The organism is Paenibacillus sp. CFBP13512, from assembly GCF_005233705.1.
In the GTDB taxonomy this organism is placed as follows: domain Bacteria; phylum Bacillota; class Bacilli; order Paenibacillales; family Paenibacillaceae; genus Saccharibacillus; species Saccharibacillus nuruki.
On record NZ_QGAD01000002.1, the window covers coordinates 261,645 to 279,929 of the forward strand.

Here is an 18,285-nt window from a genome sequence, read left to right on the forward strand (position 1 = left end):
CTATTCATACCGCCCTAAATTCGCAAATTTCACGAAAATTGCAGTCTTTACACTTTCGCTGTGAAGGCATCGGTGTAAAAAAGGATTCTGGCTTGGGACGATTGTAATAATCATCATCCAAACAAGACTTCATTTCTTCAATATATCGACCAATACTTTGTTCCACTTTAATAATATCTTCCGAAGTAATCCGATATTCTTTATATTCGCCTGTTACCAGATATTCAACACGAATCTGGATTTTCTCCAGTGGCATATTGTACTTTTCTTTTACATACGAAGCATACAGATACAGTTGATCTGAGAAATCGTCTTCACGTCCTGTTTTCCAATCAACAATCACTACGGTACCATCCGGTTTACGATACAATAAATCCATTTTCACATAGACTTTAGTATCGAATAATATCATCGTATCCCATTTTTCAATTTCTAAAATCTTCATATCCGACCGTGTAACTTCTTTCCATGTCAACGTATCGTATAAATGACGAATACATTCTTCTTGCCGCTGCTTAATCGTAGCTATTCGGCTATTCAATGTATCGTCACCGTAATATATTTCGGAAAGCATTGTATGGTATTTAGGATTATTCAACCAAGCTTCTACATCTTGAGATTGAATATATGCTTCATTCAATAATTTACGCATTTGCTCTAACAAAAATGCTTGTCTTGGAGCCGTTTGTGATTCTTCCCATTGGCGAAGTGCTGATTCACACATCCGATGAGCCAGATCACCAAATAATAGATAGAAGTTGCGTAATTGTTTTAAACGATAAGCATGGACTTGTTCTTCTGAGCCCAGCTTTTCACTCCAACCATTATGAGCAGCATAGTAGTGAAAATAATATTTGCGTAAACATTCATCGAACATATTTGCTCGAGATTGAGAATAAGACCATTGCGGGTATTTTGCCATGCCATACAGCCTTTCTATGACTTTGAACTATAGATTGTCATCATAGTTTAAATTATAACAAATATTGAGCTAATAACGAGGCTATTCTAGTTATTTTATCAGAAGAATTATAGAGTTTTTCTAATGACAAAAAAATCGGTAGCACCTATAGGCACTACCGATTTTTATGAAGTATTATTCACTCATTTGGATAAACAATAATTTTGAGGCTGGCATTTTTGTGATGGATCGCTCGTTCCATGGCTTCTTGAGTTTGAGATAATGGATATTTGTCTGTAATTATGATGTTGGCATCCACTTTACCTGAAGAGAGAAATTCAATTCCCATCGGGTATGTATTGGCATAACGGAACACACCATAGATATCGATCTCATTATCCGCAATCGCAGGCACATTAATAGGAATCTGATCTTGTGGAGGCAATCCAACAATCACTAATTTCCCACCACGGCGAATAGATGATAACGCACTTTGTAATGCTTTAGGATTTCCTGCTGTTTCCCATGCGACATCGACGCCTCTGCCACCCGTTAACTCTTTGATCTTGGCAACAGCATCTTCTTCTCTGACATTGATCACTTCAGTTGCACCCATTTTGCGAGCAGCTTCTAGTCGTACCGGTTCTAGATCAGTGACGATAATACGTGTAGCTCCAAAACATTTGGCAGCAGCCACAGCCATTAATCCAACAGGTCCCATTCCCATAATGGCTATTGTAGAACCGGGCTGTAGATGACAACGTCTAGCGGCATGAATTCCTACTGAAAAAGGTTCATTCATAGCGGCTTCTTCAAAAGAAAGATTTTCTGGAATAGGAAAAACAAAGTCCTGACGCATCACAATATATTGAACAAATGCTCCATCAACAGGCGGTGTCGCCAAAAATTGCACCTCTGGACACAAATTATAACGTCCTTCTTTGCAATATTCACAATGTCCACACGTTACTCCCGGTTCGATAGCGACTCGATCTCCGACGTTAAAACGTGACACTTTTTCACCTGTACTCACTACTATTCCTGCACATTCATGTCCCAAAATAATAGGCTTTTCAACCACGTAAGGACCTATACGTCCATGCTCATAATAATGTACATCTGATCCGCATACGCCTACAGCAATTACTTGAATTAATACTTCATCTGGCTGAGGTCTAGGAACCGGAATTTCTTCGATAATGATGTGACCTGGCTCTGTCATAACAGCTGCTTTCATCGTTTTGGGAATCTCAACATGATTCGACATAAAATTTTTTCCTCCCTCTAGCAATCTGCAAAATTTCGTGATATGATAGCGCTTACTTACAGATATAGTTTAACATTTAATAGCTGGAAGTTAAAATGATTGGCTATCCATCTCTTCGCTAATTTCAGGGAATGATTGACGAAAATGCAGGGATTCGTCAATATATGGTAAAGAGCGATTGTACTTTTTGATACAAATACTCTTACTTTTTTTCCAGTTGAGGGAGTTGGCGATATGACTGTCAAAATCAAAGATGTTGCAAAAAGAGCCGGCGTATCCGTCACCAGTGTATCCAGAGTATTGAACGGTGAGAAATATGTTAGCGAAGATGTACTGGCACGAGTAAATGAAGCAATTGAAGAACTCAAATATTCCCCTAGCCATATTGCTCGTAGTCTCAAAAAACAAAAAACAAATACGATTGGTGTTATCGTTCCCGATCTTACCTCCAACTTCTACTCGACCATTTTGAGTAGTATTGAAGAAAATGCAAGTAAATATGGTTATAACTTGATCGTCTGCAATATTGCAGAGAACCTGAGTAAAGAACTCAAGTACCTGTATATTTTTCAGGAAATGAGAGTAGAAGGCATTATTATTATGCATGAAAAAACAAATGATGATATTGTGTCGTTTGTGCAAAATGCAACGATGCCGATTTTATTTTCCAGTGTAAAATCTCCTGATCCTACGTTTATGTCTGTATTGATCGATGATTATCAGGCGGCTTTTGATGCTACAGAGTACTTAATTGATGCAGGTCACACAGCTATTTCTTATCTGGGTGGTGATCTACAGGATATTACTTCAGGGCAGAGTCGATACAATGGATTTCGTGACGCTTTGATCAAACATGAGATCGCTATCAATCCTGATTATATTAAGTTTGGTGATTATAAGCTTCCTAGCGGACAAGCATTGATGAAAGAACTACTTGCACTTCCAAATCGCCCCACAGTTGTGTTTGCAGCAAGTGATGATATGGCTGTAGGTGCTTTGAACTGTGCACTCGATCAAGGATTACATGTTCCTGATGATATTTCGATTATCGGCTTTGATGGTAGTACAATCACTAATATTGTTCGTCCAGCAATCACATCGATGCAACAACCCATTTATGAAATGGGACAGATTTCATTAGAAAGTCTACACAAATTAATTACACGTCCTAAAACACAACAAAAAACAGATATCGTTTTACAGCATGAGCTAGTCATAAGAGATAGTTGTAAAAAAATAAATTAAATTCATTTCAAATTTGTACTTGTTATTTGTAAAAGATACGTAATATAATGTCTCATATCAAAACGATTTCAACATAAATCTTCTTCTAAGACACTTCATAAGTTAGTTAACCTCACATTATTTATCAATTTAACAGCTTTATCTTCCTTTTCTCAGTCCCAAGTCATTCATTGTATATGCAAAGTTAGGTTCACAATGTGGTATCGATTCCAGATAACAGATATCACATTTCTTAACTTTCTGGAATCGATACCATATTATAGAAATTGTTGTTTGTCTCACTTGTTTCTCATTATAGTTGTTCTTATAAAATGGCTTAGACATCCGTATGGTATCGATTCCATAAAAGGAGGAATTCAGTTGAAAACAATTATTGTCGATGAAATAACCGTTTCACCCTTGATTATAGGCACAGGTGATTTATCGAAAATGAATGGTACATGGATTTTGGATGAATTTGTAGCTGCTGGCGGTACTACTATTGATATGGCATACCAATACACCAATAGCGAAGTCATTATTGGACAATGGATGAAAGAGAACAACAATCGTGATCAATTGGTATTACTTAGCAAATGTGTTCATCCTCTCAAGGGTGAGACCACTGCCAGAGTCAATCCCGAATCGATCACCCATGATCTACTGATTAGTCTTGAGCGGTTAGGTACCGATTATATTGATCTGTATGCGTTACATCGAGATGATGAATCGGTTGCTGTCGAACCCATTATCAATATCCTTAACGAACATTTATCTCAAGGTCGGATTCGTACATTTGGTGCTTCGAACTGGAGTTATCAACGAATTCAACAAGCGAATGATTATGCAGAACGACAAGGGTTAAAAGGATTCACATTCAACAGCCCTAACCTTTCTCTTGCTATTGCTTTAGAAGCACGTTGGCCGGGTTGCGTATCGGCGGATGAAAATACTGCTTTATGGCATGATAACAACCAGCTACCACTACTCTCTTGGTCAGCACAAGCAGGCGGATTTTTCTCCGGTGCTTTTTCTCCAGAAGATCGATCTAATGAAGAAATGGTACGTGTGTATTACAGCGAACCGAATTGGGAACGTTATCGTCGCGCTGTCATCTTAGCAGATGAGAAAAAAGTTACCCCTACGCAAATTGCACTTTATTTTGTTCTTCATCGTCCATTTCCAACTGCCGCCATCATCGGCCCTCGTACTTCGGATGAATTGGCTCAATCTTTTGCAGTGTTGTCGTTGGATATCAACGAATCTGATCTACAATGGCTTAATTTGGAAAGGGATGAACGATCATGATCCAACATAAATTAGCTGCTCAATTGTTCACAGTACGCAATGAACTCAAACAGGACTTTATTTACACGCTCAAAGAACTTCGCAAAATGGGTTGGACAGCCGTCCAGATTGATGGGCTACATGGTAATGATCCTGCCGAGATCGCCGCTGTTATGCAAGAAATAGGTCTTCGCACTGCCGGGATGCATGTGGGTTTAGAACGAATGAAAAATGATCTTGATCAAGTCATCATTGAAGCTGATCTTTTTGGTACACCGGATATGATCTGTCACTCTCTACCTGATGAGCACAAAAATGAAGAAGGCTATCTCTATGTGAGACGTGAGCTACGCAAAGTATCTGCTATTGTATCGCCAAAAGGTTATCGAGTGGGATTTCATAATCATGATTGGGAATTTCATACGATGATGGAAGGTCAATATGCACTGCAATATTTACTTGAATATGATGAAGCGACACCTGTCTATGCAGAGATTGATACGTATTGGGTCAAAAAAGCTGATCTTGATCCGCTCACTATTATTCGTCAATATGCTCACCGTATGCCGATCTTACATTTCAAAGATATGACAAACGATGAACAGCGCTATTTCGCTGAAATAGGTAGCGGTACCATCGATTTTGCTCCTCTTTTACAATGGGGCGAACAGAATGGGGTCGAGTGGTACGCTGTCGAACAGGATTATTGCCCAGGTTCACCGATGGATAGTCTGGAATCCAGTCTGAATTATTTAAATACATTAATCAAAATGCTCTAATCTACCCGTATCATTTCGCTATACATGTGTATTCGCCAGTATGAAAGGAGTAGTGCCATGCAAGCCGAACTTGATTCCGTTCCGAAAAAATCAACGAAGAGCAAAAAAGCATCTTCGGCAGGACTATGGAAAACGATTGTTGTTAACCGCTACTTGTACCTGATGTTGCTACCGTGTCTTATCTTTTTTGTTATCTTCTCCTATCTTCCTATGGCAGGACTGGTGATGGCATTTAAAGAATTTCGATTCAATGCAGGGATGTTCGGTGGGCCGTGGGTAGGGCTTCGCTACTTCAAATTATTCTTCTCTTACCCGGATGCCACACAGCTAATTCTCAATACGTTTATTGTTGGATTCCTCAAAATTATTGTGTATTTCCCTTTCCCGATCTTGCTTGCTTTAATGCTAAATGAAGTTCGCTCCAAACGTTTCAAATCGATCACCCAAACGATCTCCTATCTACCTTACTTCCTCTCCTGGGTGGTTGTTGCCGCATTTACCAATAAAATTCTAGCTCCTGATGATGGTATTTTCAATCAATTTATGGCTGCTCTCGGTGGCGACGGTAGTATTTTCTACATGATGGATGGTCATTATTTCTATCTCATTATGTTTCTGACGTATCTCTGGAAAAATATCGGTTGGGGTTCTATTATCTATCTAGCTTCGATGGCTGGAATCGATCCTACCCTTTATGAAGCCGCTGAAATGGATGGCGCAAGCAAATGGCGTAAAATCTGGCATATTACACTCCCTTCTATTCGTCCTACCATTGCCATCCTGTTTATTTTGGATATTGGTAGTCTGTTAACTACAGGATATGAGCAAAACTATTTGCTTCGTACTGCGGGTAACTCGGATTATTCCGATATTCTAGACACCTATGTATTACGTGTAGGTATGATGCAAGGACAATATGGATATGGTGCAGCAGTTGGTCTTTTACAAGGTCTTGTCGGCTTAATCCTCGTTGTGGTAACCAACTATCTAGTCAAACGCTTTAGTAAAAATGAAGCCAGTCTCTGGTAGTCCTAACTCAATCGGTAACTCCCCTGTAATTCAATAAACCATTTGGAGTGATTTCATTGAAAACGATCAAACGCCAAACTTCACTTACACTTTGTCTCTTATTGTTCATGGTTGTGTTGTTGTCTGCTTGTTCTTCAGACAGTAGTGGTAGTGAAGCGACTAGCCAAGTAGCTGCGGATGGTCGCAAAAGCGGTGAAGGTGGATTTATCGCCAATCGTGATTTGACCGGACGTATTTTTCTTGAAGGTGATGGTGCACAATTACCTGATGATCAAGTGGGGAACCCGATAGCCCTCAAAATCAAAGAAAAAACAGGCATGACGATCAACTGGCAATCCAGTGGTGCAGCAGATGGACTACAAGAATTAACGGTAGCACTAGCGACTGGAGATTTACCTGATGTGATTGAAGCTTATCTCGATCATGGTGGTCGCCCTGAAATGAATGTACTTCTCAAAGGTGCTCGTGAAGGTCTATTCACAGACTTAAGCCCTTACCTCAAAAATACCAAAGTGCTCAAAAACTATCTCGACCCAGATTTCTTACCTCGTGATACTAAAGAAAACGTGATGTTCCGCCCAGAGTTTGGCGGCAAAGTGTACTTTATTCATATGAATATCCCTGCTAAAAATACAACCGATGCTGACCGTATTCACTACCGTGGTGGATTATGGCTTCGCGCAGATATTGCAAAAGCATTAAATGTTGATCCTTCTACCATCAAAACACAAGATGATCTATACAATCTAGCAATCAAAATCAAAGCTGGAAACTTTAAAGATAATAATGGTAAACCAATCACTGTGATTGGCCCACGTAAATGGGGCGGTCAAGTCACCAGTACACTGTTCAAAAACTTCGATTTCGGTAATGGTACACAATTTGATGTTGATAATGGACAAGTGAAACATGTAGCTGAAACCGATTACGCACTAAAAAGTATTGAATTTGTACAAAAATTGCTTAGAGAAGGTCTACTCGACAAAGAAGCTTTCAATATGGATGGTGTTCGTGCAGAAGAAGCTTACAATAATGGTTCTTACGCCATCTCTTCCTATATGAATATCGCTCCTGATTCATTAACGATGTTTGAAAAAACAAAATATTTACCAATGGATCAAATGGAAAATTATAAAGGCGAAACTGCTATTTATGAAAAAGAAAAATCAGGTAGCCAAGTGGTCGCTATCCCTTCAACTACCAAAAATCCAGAACAAATTATTCAATACATGGACTACCTAGCCAGTAAAGAAGGTAAAACGCTATGGAATTATGGCGTTGAAGGCGAAGATTACAAGGTCAATGATAAAGGGCAATATATCTATACAGACAAAGTACTTGATGTCATGAAAAATAATCCAGGTGAAGAACGCAATACAATTCCTTATTTCTGGGGAAGTCTACTTGGCAAAACCGATGTGAACAATAACAAAGATTTCGGTGAATTGATCCGTAGTGCGAATTCCCAACCGGATCGTTACAAACTGTATTTTGAATTGATGAATTATGGTAATCCGAAATACAAATACTGGGATGGTTATACCGCAGCTTCTTATTTAGCAGAAGTTCCTGATATTGAAGCATCGCTCAAACCGGTACTGGATTCGTACAAAGATGTGCTTGTACAAGCCTTTTTCGCTAAAGATATGACTGAAGCTACAAAACTACTTGATGATTATCGTCAACAGCTCAAAGATGCTGGAGTCGAACAATACGAGAAATATTTACAAGAGAAATACAATGCCGATCCTTCTTCTGTCGTGTTCTATATTGATGCCTTTTTCTAAAAACAATTCGTAAGTATCCTCAATGATCTGATCATGTTGTACCACTGAACTGCTCAGGGGATGTGATGTTCAAGCATCCCCTATCAAATTAAAACTGCGGAGGTTATGCAGATGGATAAAGCAGTAGGCAACGCACCGCTCAATGAGCGCATCGCTATTGTGATCAACTATATGTTATTGGTGGTATTGTGTCTGGTTATTCTGATGCCACTTGTTAATATTCTGGCGCTTTCTTTAAATGACGGTAAAGATGCTTCGCTCGGTGGTATTGCATTCTGGCCTCGTGTCTTCTCTGTCTCTAACTATATTGAAGTCTTCAAAAATCCAGCGGTATTGCAAGGTATGGAAGTCACTTTATTTCGTACGATTATAGGAACTTTTCTAAGTGTATTGCTTACATCGATGGCGGCTTTTGCACTTAAAAATAAAAACCTACCCGGTGTCGGTATAGCTAGTATTTTTATCGTCTTCACTATGTTGTTTAATGGCGGTATTATTCCTTACTTTATGGTTTTGAAAATGTTCAACTTGAACAATACCATCTGGGTATACATTATCCCTACCCTATATAGCGCATGGAATCTAATACTGGTTCGTACCTTTTTCCAATCGATTGATCAAAGTATGGAAGAATCTGCAAAGATCGATGGTGCTCATGATTTTCAAGTGTTATTCCGTATCTATATTCCGCTTAGTATGCCGGTCTTATCCGTGATCTGTCTTTTTAATGGAGTTATGCACTGGAATGATTGGTTCTCTGGCGCATTCTATGTCACAGATGAGAAATTAAGACCTTTGCAGACGATATTACAACAAATGTTAACTGCTGCTGAGGCGATGCGTAAAAACTTATCCATGAATGCGATGATGAGCGCCGGTAACTCGGTCACTACCGAATCGATGAAAATGGCGATGGTGATGATCTCTGTTGTGCCGATTGCTACCGTTTATCCGTTTATTCAGAAGTATTTTGTCCAAGGGATTATGGTCGGATCGGTCAAAGGATAATTCCAATATCTCAACCGATGGGCGATTACCATTACCCTACAGAAATAGAGTACACAAATCGGGATGCGCTATGTCCTTAAATAAATGAGGGATTATCATTGAACGAAAAACAATACGATGTTGTCTCTATCGGTGATGCTAATATTGATCTGATTGTGGCAGGCAGTGATCAGATGCCACTTCCAGGTCAAGAAGTTTTCGTCAAAAATATGCTGATTCATATTGGCGGTGGTGCTGCTCTATTCTCGATGGCACTCGCTAAAATGGGACTCAAAGTCGCTTTTAATGGCGTTTTGGGAAGTGATTATTACGGTCGTTTTATTTTGGATGAGTTCAGTGAATTGAATATTGATACCTCTTATATTCGTCAAAGTGAACATAATAACACTGGAATTTCAATTGCGATTAACCCTGAACAAGATCGTTCTTTTATCACCTATATGGGTTCTAATGCTGAAGTTCGGATGGAAGACTTGAATGAAAACAGTATGCGATACGGTCGGCATGTGCATTTGACCGGTTATCAAGGTAGTCGTAATCATGATGCGTATATTCAAATGATCAAAAAGATTAAATCTTTTGGCGCTACGATTTCTTTTGATGTAGGTTGGGACGATAGCGGTGAATGGTACAGCGGTATTTTTGAAATTATGAGTGAAGTTGATATTTTCTTTCTTAATGAACTGGAAGCATTACATTACACAGGTTGTAGCGAAATTCGTGAGTCGATTAACAAAATGTCGCAACACGCTGAACATTTGGTTGTTAAAATGGGCTCACGTGGTGCCGTTTCTGTACAGAATCATCAAATGGTCTACCGCTCTGCGTACACGATTACAGCAGTCGATACAACAGGTGCTGGAGATAGTTTTAATGCGGGGTACATGTATGGTGTATTAACCGGACACGATACAGGAGAATGTCTGCAATATGGCAATGCGTGCGGAGCCCTTTCAGTATCGGCTTATGGTGGCAATACAGGGATACCGGATCAAGCAGGAGTCGAAGATTTTATCGCCAAACAAGCTGGACATATTGCAGACGATTGGGAAGTCATTGTCTGATTAAGGGAGGCACACTATGTTTTTCACAGAAGATAAATTAAAAAAACGTCTTGAGCAACTTGAACCACTCCGTTATCGGGAGGCTTTCGAGGTATCCGAATACATCGCAATCGAAGATATCACAGGTGAAAATGGGATGCGCCCCCCAACAGCAACACTAGATCATCCGAATACAGTGATGCGTACAGGCGATTTTTGGAAAGGTAGAGACCGTTATCTATGGCTCTCTGCCTCTGTTAACGTTCCTGTGGCATGGTGTAACCATACTGTAGTTGGACTGTTCGACTTTGGTATCACCGAAGGCGGTAACAATGGTGGATTTGAATCATTAGCGTACTGGAACAATCAGCCTTATCAAGGTGTAGATAGCAATCATATCGAGATGATTCTTCCCGTGGGATACTCTGGTGAAGCACGACTTGATTTCCGCTTATGGTCAGGGCTTGAAGGTGGTGGCATTCCTCGTGAAATGAATCATCAACTCAAACGCTCACAGATCGCATGGTTGGATCAACAAGTGGATACCTTTTTTTATACTGCTAAAGCCATCTTACAAGCGATCACGATTCTACCAGCAACGGTGTATGAACGTTCTGCTTTGACCACATGTCTGGATCAATCGTTCCAGCTGATCAATTGGTCGAAGCCTGGCTCAGACCTTTTCTATGAATCAGTCTACGCTGCTGCTAAGCAGTTAGATCAACAATTAGATACGATGAAGCAGACTCATCCTGTCACTGTGACCGCTCTTGGACATACACATATTGATGTCGCTTGGTTATGGCGCTTAAAACATACCCGTGAAAAAGCAGCACGCTCCTTCTCCACTGTACTGCGCTTAATGGAACATGATCCTGATTATATTTTTCTTCAGACACAACCTCAATTGTATGACTATATTAAGCAAGATTATCCTGATATTTATGAAAAGATTAAAGCACGTATTGCCGAAGGTCGCTGGGAAGCTGGCGGTGGCATGTGGGTAGAAGCGGATTGTAATTTAACTTCTGGCGAATCGCTTGTACGACAATTTTTATTCGGAACGCGCTTTTTCGAACAAGAATTTGGTGTATCCAGTAGTTATTTGTGGTTACCCGACGTATTCGGTTACAGCTGGGCATTGCCACAAATTTTGAAAAAATCAGGTTTTGATACATTTATGACGACCAAAATCAGTTGGAATCAAGTCAATCGGATGCCGCATGATACATTCCAATGGCGTGGTATTGATGGTTCAGAAGTACTGACTCATTTTATTACGACACCAGATGATTGGGAAGGCGGTAATTCTTTCTTTTATACGTATAATGGGTTGATTGAAGCTCAGACTGTTCAAGGCATCTGGAATAGTTATCAGAACAAAGAAGTCAATCAGAACTTACTCTTATCCTATGGATATGGAGATGGCGGCGGTGGCGTAAATCGTGAAATGTTAGAACTTCGTCGTCAATTGGATCGTATACCCGGTGTTCCTCATGTAACCACTGGACGGGCTGACGATTATTTCGAACAGTTGCATCAGTCGTTCGATCAGACGGATCTTTATGTGCATACATGGGATGGGGAATTGTATCTGGAATATCACCGTGGTACGTATACCAGTCAGGCATATAACAAAAAAATGAATCGCAAATTAGAGTTATTTTATCGGGAAACTGAATGGCTACAGACGATGAGTAGCGTCCTTCAGTCCGACTGGTCAAACTACAATCAGCAAGAATTAAATGAAGGCTGGAAAATCATTTTGCGTAATCAATTCCATGATATTATTCCAGGCTCTTCGATTGCAGAAGTCTATGAAGATAGCACCAAAGAATATGCCGAAGCTCAGCAGATCGGTGAACAAGCATGGACATCTGCTTCAACAGTATTAACAACAACAGATGATCACACCATCACTGTATTCAATAGTTCTTCATGGGCAGTCTCGTCTACGGTTCAGATTCCATTTGCATTATGTGGAGCCGATGCGTACACATGGACAGACGATCAGCAACATCCTTTACAAGTGCAACGTGCAAGCGATCACTGGATTGTTCACACACCTCTCCTTCCATCAATGGGAGTACGTACGATTCACTATCAGCCTGTTGTTGATTCCGACGATACGACAACAGTAGATTCTGTACCTTTCTTATATGAAGAAGGCAAATTAGTGACTCCTTATTATGAACTGCAATGGAATGAACAAGGACAACTGATTCAAATTATGGATTTGGAAAATTTACGTCAAGTGCTTGCTCCAGAAGCTCGGGGCAATGTATTGCAATTGTTTGAAGACAAACCGATGAACTTTGATTCATGGGATATCGATATTTTTTATCAAGAAAAAATGGAAGAAATCAATCATCTCATCTCTGTACGTTTACTGGAAACAGGAACGCTTCAGACTATAGTAGAATTTGTCTGGCAGTATGATGAGACTGTGATCACACAGCAATTAATCGTGTATGCTCATAGTCGCCGAATCGACTTCAAAACACATGTCGATTGGAAAGAACGTCAAAAATTACTCAAAGTCGCTTTCCCTGTACAGATTCGTTCTACAGAAGCTACCTATGATATCCAGTTCGGTAATGTGAAGCGTCCTACTCACTGGAATACAAGCTGGGATTGGGCACGATTTGAAAGTGTAGGTCATCAATGGGCTGATTTGTCTGAACGTAATTATGGTGTGAGTCTGCTGAACGATTGCAAATATGGATATGATATTAAAGACAATGTGATGCGTCTGTCGCTTCTCAAATCTGCGATCTACCCTGATCCGCAAGCAGATTACGGGCAACACGAGTTTACGTATTCACTTTACCCTCATGCTGGAGATTGGTTAGATGGGCATACCGTTCAAGAAGCATGGTTATTAAATCAACCTTTTCAGATCGCTTCAGGTACATCACGCGTCTTAAGTACACAGCCTTCTTCATTCTCTATGTTCACTCTGTCTGCTTCACATGTCATGATTGATGCAGTCAAAAAAGCAGAAGATCACGATCTGGTTGTACTTCGTGTTCATGAATATGGTGGTATCCGTTCAGCACTTCAGATCACTAGCGATCTAAAAATCACTAGCTGGCAAGAATGTAATCTGATGGAACAACCGATTGGTGAACAACATCATTCTCCATTGTCGATAGACATTGCACCTTATGAAATTCGTACATTCCTAATCTCTCTTCAAGAGGTGTAACCTATGACTTCTCAACCTTTGCAACTCACGACAGCTATGCATGATTATATTCAGCACGTTGAACAACAATTGGAACATTTCCCTGAACTTCAGGGGATGTTCCGGAATTGTTATGCCAATACGTATGAGACAACATTACAGGTATTAGAAGATGGTAGTACATTTGTGATTACAGGAGATATTCCAGCCATGTGGTTACGAGATTCTACTGCTCAAGTTCGTCATTACTTACCTGTGGCATCTACGGATCCTAAAGTAGCTGATATCATTGCAGGTGTGATTCGTCGCCAGATTTTCTATATCGGTATTGATCCATATGGGAATGCTTTTAACTGTGAAGATAATGATAATCGCTACGATATCGATCTTACTGAATTGAATGCATGGGTATGGGAACGTAAGTATGAGATTGATTCGCTCTGTTACCCGATTCAACTCAGTTATTTATTTTGGAAAATGACAGGTCGTACCGACTTGTTTGATGAATCTTTTCGCATCGTGATGCATCGTATTATAGATCTCTGGCGTTGTGAACAATACCATGATGACCATTCTCCTTATACATTTATGCGTGAAGATTGTCCTCCTTCCGATACACTTCGTAATCAGGGCAAAGGTATGCCTACGTCATATACAGGTATGACATGGTCAGGGTTTCGCCCTAGTGATGATGCTTGTACATTTGGTTATCTGATTCCATCCAATATGTTTGCTTCTGTCGTGCTTGGTTATATGGCAGAAATAGCGATCGAGCTTTACAATGATGAGCGTCTCGCTTCTAAAGCACTGCGTTTACAAGAAGAAATCAATTTTGGTATCGAAAATTATGGAACAGTGATCCATCCTCAATATGGCAAAATCTATGCGTATGAAACAGATGGTCAAGGCAATCACAATCTAATGGACGATGCGAATGTGCCCAGTCTTTTATCAATTCCTTATTTGGGTTATCGCCCTGTCGATGATATCGTATATCAAAATACACGTTCATTTGTATTAAGCGAACACAATCCGTATTATTTTACAGGTACAGCAGCCAGTGGAATCGGTAGCCCACATACGCCGACCGATTATATCTGGCATATCGCATTGTGTATGCAAGGATTAACTTCTACCGATCCTGGCGAAATAGAATCTATCCTTCATGTGCTGTCTACTACCCATGCAAGTACAGGATTTATGCATGAAGGATTTCATAAAGACGACCCTACTCTATTTACTCGTCCGTGGTTTGCATGGGCAAATAGTTTATTCGCTGAATTTGTTAGTCAGTACGCACTTCAATCCAGTAAGGAGCCATCTTCCCTATGAATACGATCATTCCTAGCTATTGGAAAGACCTGAATGTATTGCAAGTGAATCGTGAGCCTGCCCGAGCGTATTATATTCCATATGCAGATATGCCAAGCGCACGTACACGTCAACGTGGTAAATCTCCTTTTTATCAGTCGCTAAATGGAGGCTGGCAATTCCGTTATTATGATGCTGTACGTGATGTAGAACCTGCTTTTTTTATGCCTGAATATGATGTACAGACATGGGACTCTTTGCTTGTTCCTTCTTGCTGGCAGACAAATGGCTATGACCAACAACATTATACGAATCTAAGTTATCCATTTCCATGTGATCCGCCATTTATTCCTGATCAGAATCCAGCTGGCGCTTATGTCAAAGAAATACGATTACAGCATGGTTGGCAAGATCGAGAATCGTATCTTGTATTTGAAGGTGTTCAATCTTGTCTGTATCTATGGGTAAATGGACAGTTTGTCGGTTACAGTCAGGGCAGTCGTGTCCCTGCTGAATTCTGTGTAAGCCCTTATTTGCAAGAAGGAATCAATCGTATCGCTGTGTTGGTTCTCAAATGGTGTGAAGGTTCTTATCTGGAAGATCAGGATATGTGGCGTTATAACGGCATCTTCCGTGATGTGTATCTACTTACTCGTGATCGTCAGCATATTCGGGATATATTTATCGAGCAGTCTTTGGATTATGACCATGATCACTACCATCAAGCTAGACTGAATATCCAATTGGACTGCTCCACATCATCACAAGAGAACGAACATCTGGAAGTTCAAGCGATTCTATTATCACCTGACGGCACCGAACTGTTAACGACAACCGCTTTATTGGATCAAAGGGGATCTTTAGACATGGAGATCACCCATCCAATTCTTTGGAATGCGGAATCTCCTGCGCTGTACAGCTTATATCTCAAAGCAGGCAGAGAAGTTTTACGATTTGCAGTAGGTCTGCGTCAGATTGAAGTGACACCTGAAGGTGTATTTCAGATTAATAAAAAGCCTATTAAGCTTAAAGGTGTTAATCGTCATGATTCTCATCCAGAACTTGGACAGACGATTCCTGTACAACATATGCTGACTGATCTGCAATTAATGAAGCAACATAATATCAATACGATTCGTACTTCTCATTATCCGAATGATCCTAAATTTATGGAATATTGTGATGAATACGGATTCTATGTGATTGATGAAGTGGATCTGGAGTGTCATGGTATCGGTATACCTGAAGATTTTGCAGAAGGTGCTTTTCATCAACTATCTGTCAATCCAGACTGGCAAGAAGCTTTTGTTGAACGTGCTGTTCGCTTGGTGGAACGAGACAAAAATTTTGCATCAGTGATTATGTGGTCGATGGGAAATGAGTCGGGTTATGATATCAATCATATTGCGATGGCACAATCGACAAGAGAACGTGATCCTTCTCGCCTTGTTCATTATGAAGGTGCGGCTCCTGGTTATAAAGGACATGAAGATGTAAGTGTCTTAGATGTGGAAAGTCGTATGTATTCTTCTCCTGCGGATATTATTGCTTACGCGAATGATGATACTACTACTAAACCTTTATTTTTATGCGAATACAGTCATGCTATGGGTAACGGCCCGGGTGATCTCAAGTCATACTGGGACGCGATCTATGCTTATCCCAAATTAATGGGTGGTTGCGTGTGGGAATGGGTTGATCACGGAATAGCTCAAGTTAGTGCAACAGGTCAATCTTATTATGCGTATGGTGGAGATTTTGGAGATCAACCGAATGATAGCAATTTCTGTATCGATGGTCTAGTTTCACCAGATCGTAAGCCACATTCCGGGTTATTAGAATTGAAAGAAATCATGGCTCCTGTACGAATCGAAGCTTTAATTACAGTCGAAGGAAGAACAGATACTGCAATAGGGAATCAATTTAGCATTACTAATCTATACGATTTCACCGATGTATCTCACTTGATATTACACTGGAAAATCGAAGATGAAGGTCTACTTATCGAGCAAGGTACATTGTCGATGCCTACTATTGCTCCACAAGATTCAGCTACAATTACTTTGCCGACTTTAGCTTTGCAACATCATCATCCGCTTCGTTATCTTACCTTCTCTATACGGACGGCTACAGAAACAGTATGGGCTCCAATTGGTTATGAGATTGCTTTTACTCAATTCTATATTCCTGCTGATGCTATAGCGATAGACGAAATTTTAACAGAGCGTTACTCTTTAGATTCACTTCGATATCCACTACAGACTACTGAACATCAGGGGCGCTTAGTGATCGAAGGATTGGATTTCCGCTATGTCTATGATCTGGAACGTGGACAATTTACAGAATGGAGCAAATCGGGGGTTCCTTTACTTCAACAACCTACCGAATTTACAATCTGGAGAGCACCGATCGATAACGATATGCATATCAAAGAAAAATGGTTAGATATTGGATATGATCATATATCGACCAAAGTATACAACAGCCACTGGTCATGTGCAGAAGAACAATCGGTGATCATTACGACTTCTTTCTCGCTTGCTCCGTATAGTAAATATCCTGTGCTGCGTGGTCAAGCATGGTGGACGATTCAGAGTGATGGAAAGATCGAATTGAAAGTAAAAGTGACTGTGTTAGATACCAGCCCATTTTTACCGAGATTTGGTCTAATGTTTGCAATGCCAGCAGGTACCGAATATATAGATTATTTTGGACGTGGACCGCATGAAAGTTATATTGATAAGCATCATAGTACACGTTTTGGTAAATATGAGAAAACGGTCGATGCCCTTTTTTACAATTATATTATGCCTCAAGAAAATGGATCTCGCTTTGAAACGCATTGGATGAGTGCTACACAAGCGATGGGTGCAGGGCTTCATTTCAAAGGTTCCCAACCGTTCTCATTTAATGCCTCTCATTACACTACAGCCGACTTGATGCATGCAACACACACGTATGAACTGGTGCGTCGCCCGGAAACGTTTATCCATCTGGATTACAAAATGAGCGGTGTTGGCTCGAATTCGTGTGGCCCTCAACTTGCTGAAAAGTATCAATTACATGAAAAAGAATTTGTTTTTGATATGGAGATTATGCCTTTTTTCAAAGAAGAATAGTTGAGGTAGGAGTTACAGCGCTGCGTTCATACTGTTGTTCTTGTCGTCGCTTGTTGTGGATGAATCCCTTGATTAACCGCTATGCGGTAGGGATTCATCCACAAAGGCGATCGCTTCGCTCTTTCAGAACAACAGGATGCCTTTCGCTACTGCAAGGGTGGTTATGGGGCAGGAAAGATGAACAACCTAGAGATAAACTCCTTGAATAGATTAAATCTTTTAGGCTGGTTAAACCCGTTAAGTCCGTTAAATTCATTAAACCAGTTAAACCCATTAAACCTGTTGAACCTGTTGAACCTGTTGAACCTGTTGAACCTGTTGAACCTGTTGAACCCGTTGAACC

Annotated in this window: 12 protein-coding genes; 10 read left to right on the forward strand and 2 right to left on the reverse strand. The window is 40.3% G+C overall.

Features of this window, described 5'->3' with window-relative positions:
* Positions 1-4: 4 nt before the first annotated feature.
* Both PaeCFBP13512_RS03500 and PaeCFBP13512_RS03505 read right to left on the reverse strand, forming a co-directional pair.
* Positions 5-922: a PD-(D/E)XK nuclease family protein gene (locus tag PaeCFBP13512_RS03500; RefSeq protein WP_069326694.1), complete on the reverse strand. Its 918-nt coding sequence runs from the start codon at positions 920-922 to the stop codon at positions 5-7.
* Positions 923-1,100: 178 nt separating this feature from the next.
* The gene (locus tag PaeCFBP13512_RS03505; protein WP_137221180.1) at positions 1,101-2,168 is read right to left on the reverse strand and encodes an NAD(P)-dependent alcohol dehydrogenase; all 1,068 of its coding nucleotides are present in this window, start codon (positions 2,166-2,168) and stop codon (positions 1,101-1,103) included.
* 234 nt (positions 2,169-2,402) lie between these two features.
* Here PaeCFBP13512_RS03505 and PaeCFBP13512_RS03510 point away from each other — a divergent pair, with 234 nt between their 5' ends.
* The 10 genes from PaeCFBP13512_RS03510 (at position 2,403) to PaeCFBP13512_RS03555 (ending at position 17,942) form a co-directional block, all read left to right on the forward strand.
* On the forward strand, positions 2,403-3,413 hold the full coding sequence (locus PaeCFBP13512_RS03510) for a LacI family DNA-binding transcriptional regulator (RefSeq protein ID WP_137221182.1): 1,011 nt from the start codon (positions 2,403-2,405) through the stop codon (positions 3,411-3,413).
* A 360-nt stretch (positions 3,414-3,773) separates the two neighbouring features.
* Complete coding sequence (locus tag PaeCFBP13512_RS03515; RefSeq protein ID WP_137221184.1) at positions 3,774-4,700, forward strand: aldo/keto reductase; 927 nt, start codon at positions 3,774-3,776, stop codon at positions 4,698-4,700.
* On the forward strand, positions 4,697-5,458 hold the full coding sequence (locus tag PaeCFBP13512_RS03520; RefSeq protein WP_241669260.1) for a sugar phosphate isomerase/epimerase family protein: 762 nt from the start codon (positions 4,697-4,699) through the stop codon (positions 5,456-5,458). The genes PaeCFBP13512_RS03515 and PaeCFBP13512_RS03520 overlap by 4 nt, the downstream gene beginning before the upstream one ends.
* Positions 5,459-5,515: 57 nt before the next feature.
* Positions 5,516-6,487 (forward strand): ABC transporter permease, encoded by a 972-nt coding sequence (locus PaeCFBP13512_RS03525; protein WP_069326700.1) that lies wholly within the window; start codon positions 5,516-5,518, stop codon positions 6,485-6,487.
* Between the two features lie 56 nt (positions 6,488-6,543).
* Positions 6,544-8,274 (forward strand): extracellular solute-binding protein, encoded by a 1,731-nt coding sequence (locus tag PaeCFBP13512_RS03530; RefSeq protein ID WP_083243386.1) that lies wholly within the window; start codon positions 6,544-6,546, stop codon positions 8,272-8,274.
* 111 nt (positions 8,275-8,385) lie between these two features.
* Entirely contained in the window at positions 8,386-9,282 is an 897-nt protein-coding gene (locus PaeCFBP13512_RS03535; RefSeq protein ID WP_137221186.1) for a carbohydrate ABC transporter permease, read from the forward strand.
* Between the two features lie 98 nt (positions 9,283-9,380).
* A complete protein-coding gene (locus tag PaeCFBP13512_RS03540) occupies positions 9,381-10,346 on the forward strand; it encodes a carbohydrate kinase family protein (protein WP_069326702.1) in 966 nt (321 codons plus the stop codon).
* Positions 10,347-10,362: 16 nt separating this feature from the next.
* A complete protein-coding gene (locus PaeCFBP13512_RS03545) occupies positions 10,363-13,533 on the forward strand; it encodes an alpha-mannosidase (RefSeq protein WP_137221189.1) in 3,171 nt (1,056 codons plus the stop codon).
* Between the two features lie 3 nt (positions 13,534-13,536).
* Positions 13,537-14,844, forward strand: coding sequence for a glycoside hydrolase family 125 protein (locus PaeCFBP13512_RS03550; protein WP_441343313.1), 1,308 nt, complete (start codon positions 13,537-13,539; stop codon positions 14,842-14,844).
* Positions 14,841-17,942: a glycoside hydrolase family 2 TIM barrel-domain containing protein gene (locus PaeCFBP13512_RS03555; protein WP_193555933.1), complete on the forward strand. Its 3,102-nt coding sequence runs from the start codon at positions 14,841-14,843 to the stop codon at positions 17,940-17,942. Before PaeCFBP13512_RS03550 ends, PaeCFBP13512_RS03555 begins: the two co-directional genes overlap by 4 nt.
* Positions 17,943-18,285 lie beyond the last annotated feature (343 nt).

Bases quoted from the DNA above. Each gene is read 5' to 3' on its own strand.
- PaeCFBP13512_RS03500 (WP_069326694.1), bottom strand. From the start codon at position 922: ATGGCAAAATACCCGCAATGGTCTTATTCTCAATCTCGAGCAAATATG.
- PaeCFBP13512_RS03505 (WP_137221180.1), bottom strand. From the start codon at position 2,168: ATGTCGAATCATGTTGAGATTCCCAAAACGATGAAAGCAGCTGTTATG.
- PaeCFBP13512_RS03510 (WP_137221182.1), top strand. From the start codon at position 2,403: ATGACTGTCAAAATCAAAGATGTTGCAAAAAGAGCCGGCGTATCCGTC.
- PaeCFBP13512_RS03520 (WP_241669260.1), top strand. From the start codon at position 4,697: ATGATCCAACATAAATTAGCTGCTCAATTGTTCACAGTACGCAATGAA.
- PaeCFBP13512_RS03525 (WP_069326700.1), top strand. From the start codon at position 5,516: ATGCAAGCCGAACTTGATTCCGTTCCGAAAAAATCAACGAAGAGCAAA.
- PaeCFBP13512_RS03535 (WP_137221186.1), top strand. From the start codon at position 8,386: ATGGATAAAGCAGTAGGCAACGCACCGCTCAATGAGCGCATCGCTATT.
- PaeCFBP13512_RS03545 (WP_137221189.1), top strand. From the start codon at position 10,363: ATGTTTTTCACAGAAGATAAATTAAAAAAACGTCTTGAGCAACTTGAA.
- PaeCFBP13512_RS03550 (WP_441343313.1), top strand. From the start codon at position 13,537: ATGACTTCTCAACCTTTGCAACTCACGACAGCTATGCATGATTATATT.
- PaeCFBP13512_RS03555 (WP_193555933.1), top strand. From the start codon at position 14,841: ATGAATACGATCATTCCTAGCTATTGGAAAGACCTGAATGTATTGCAA.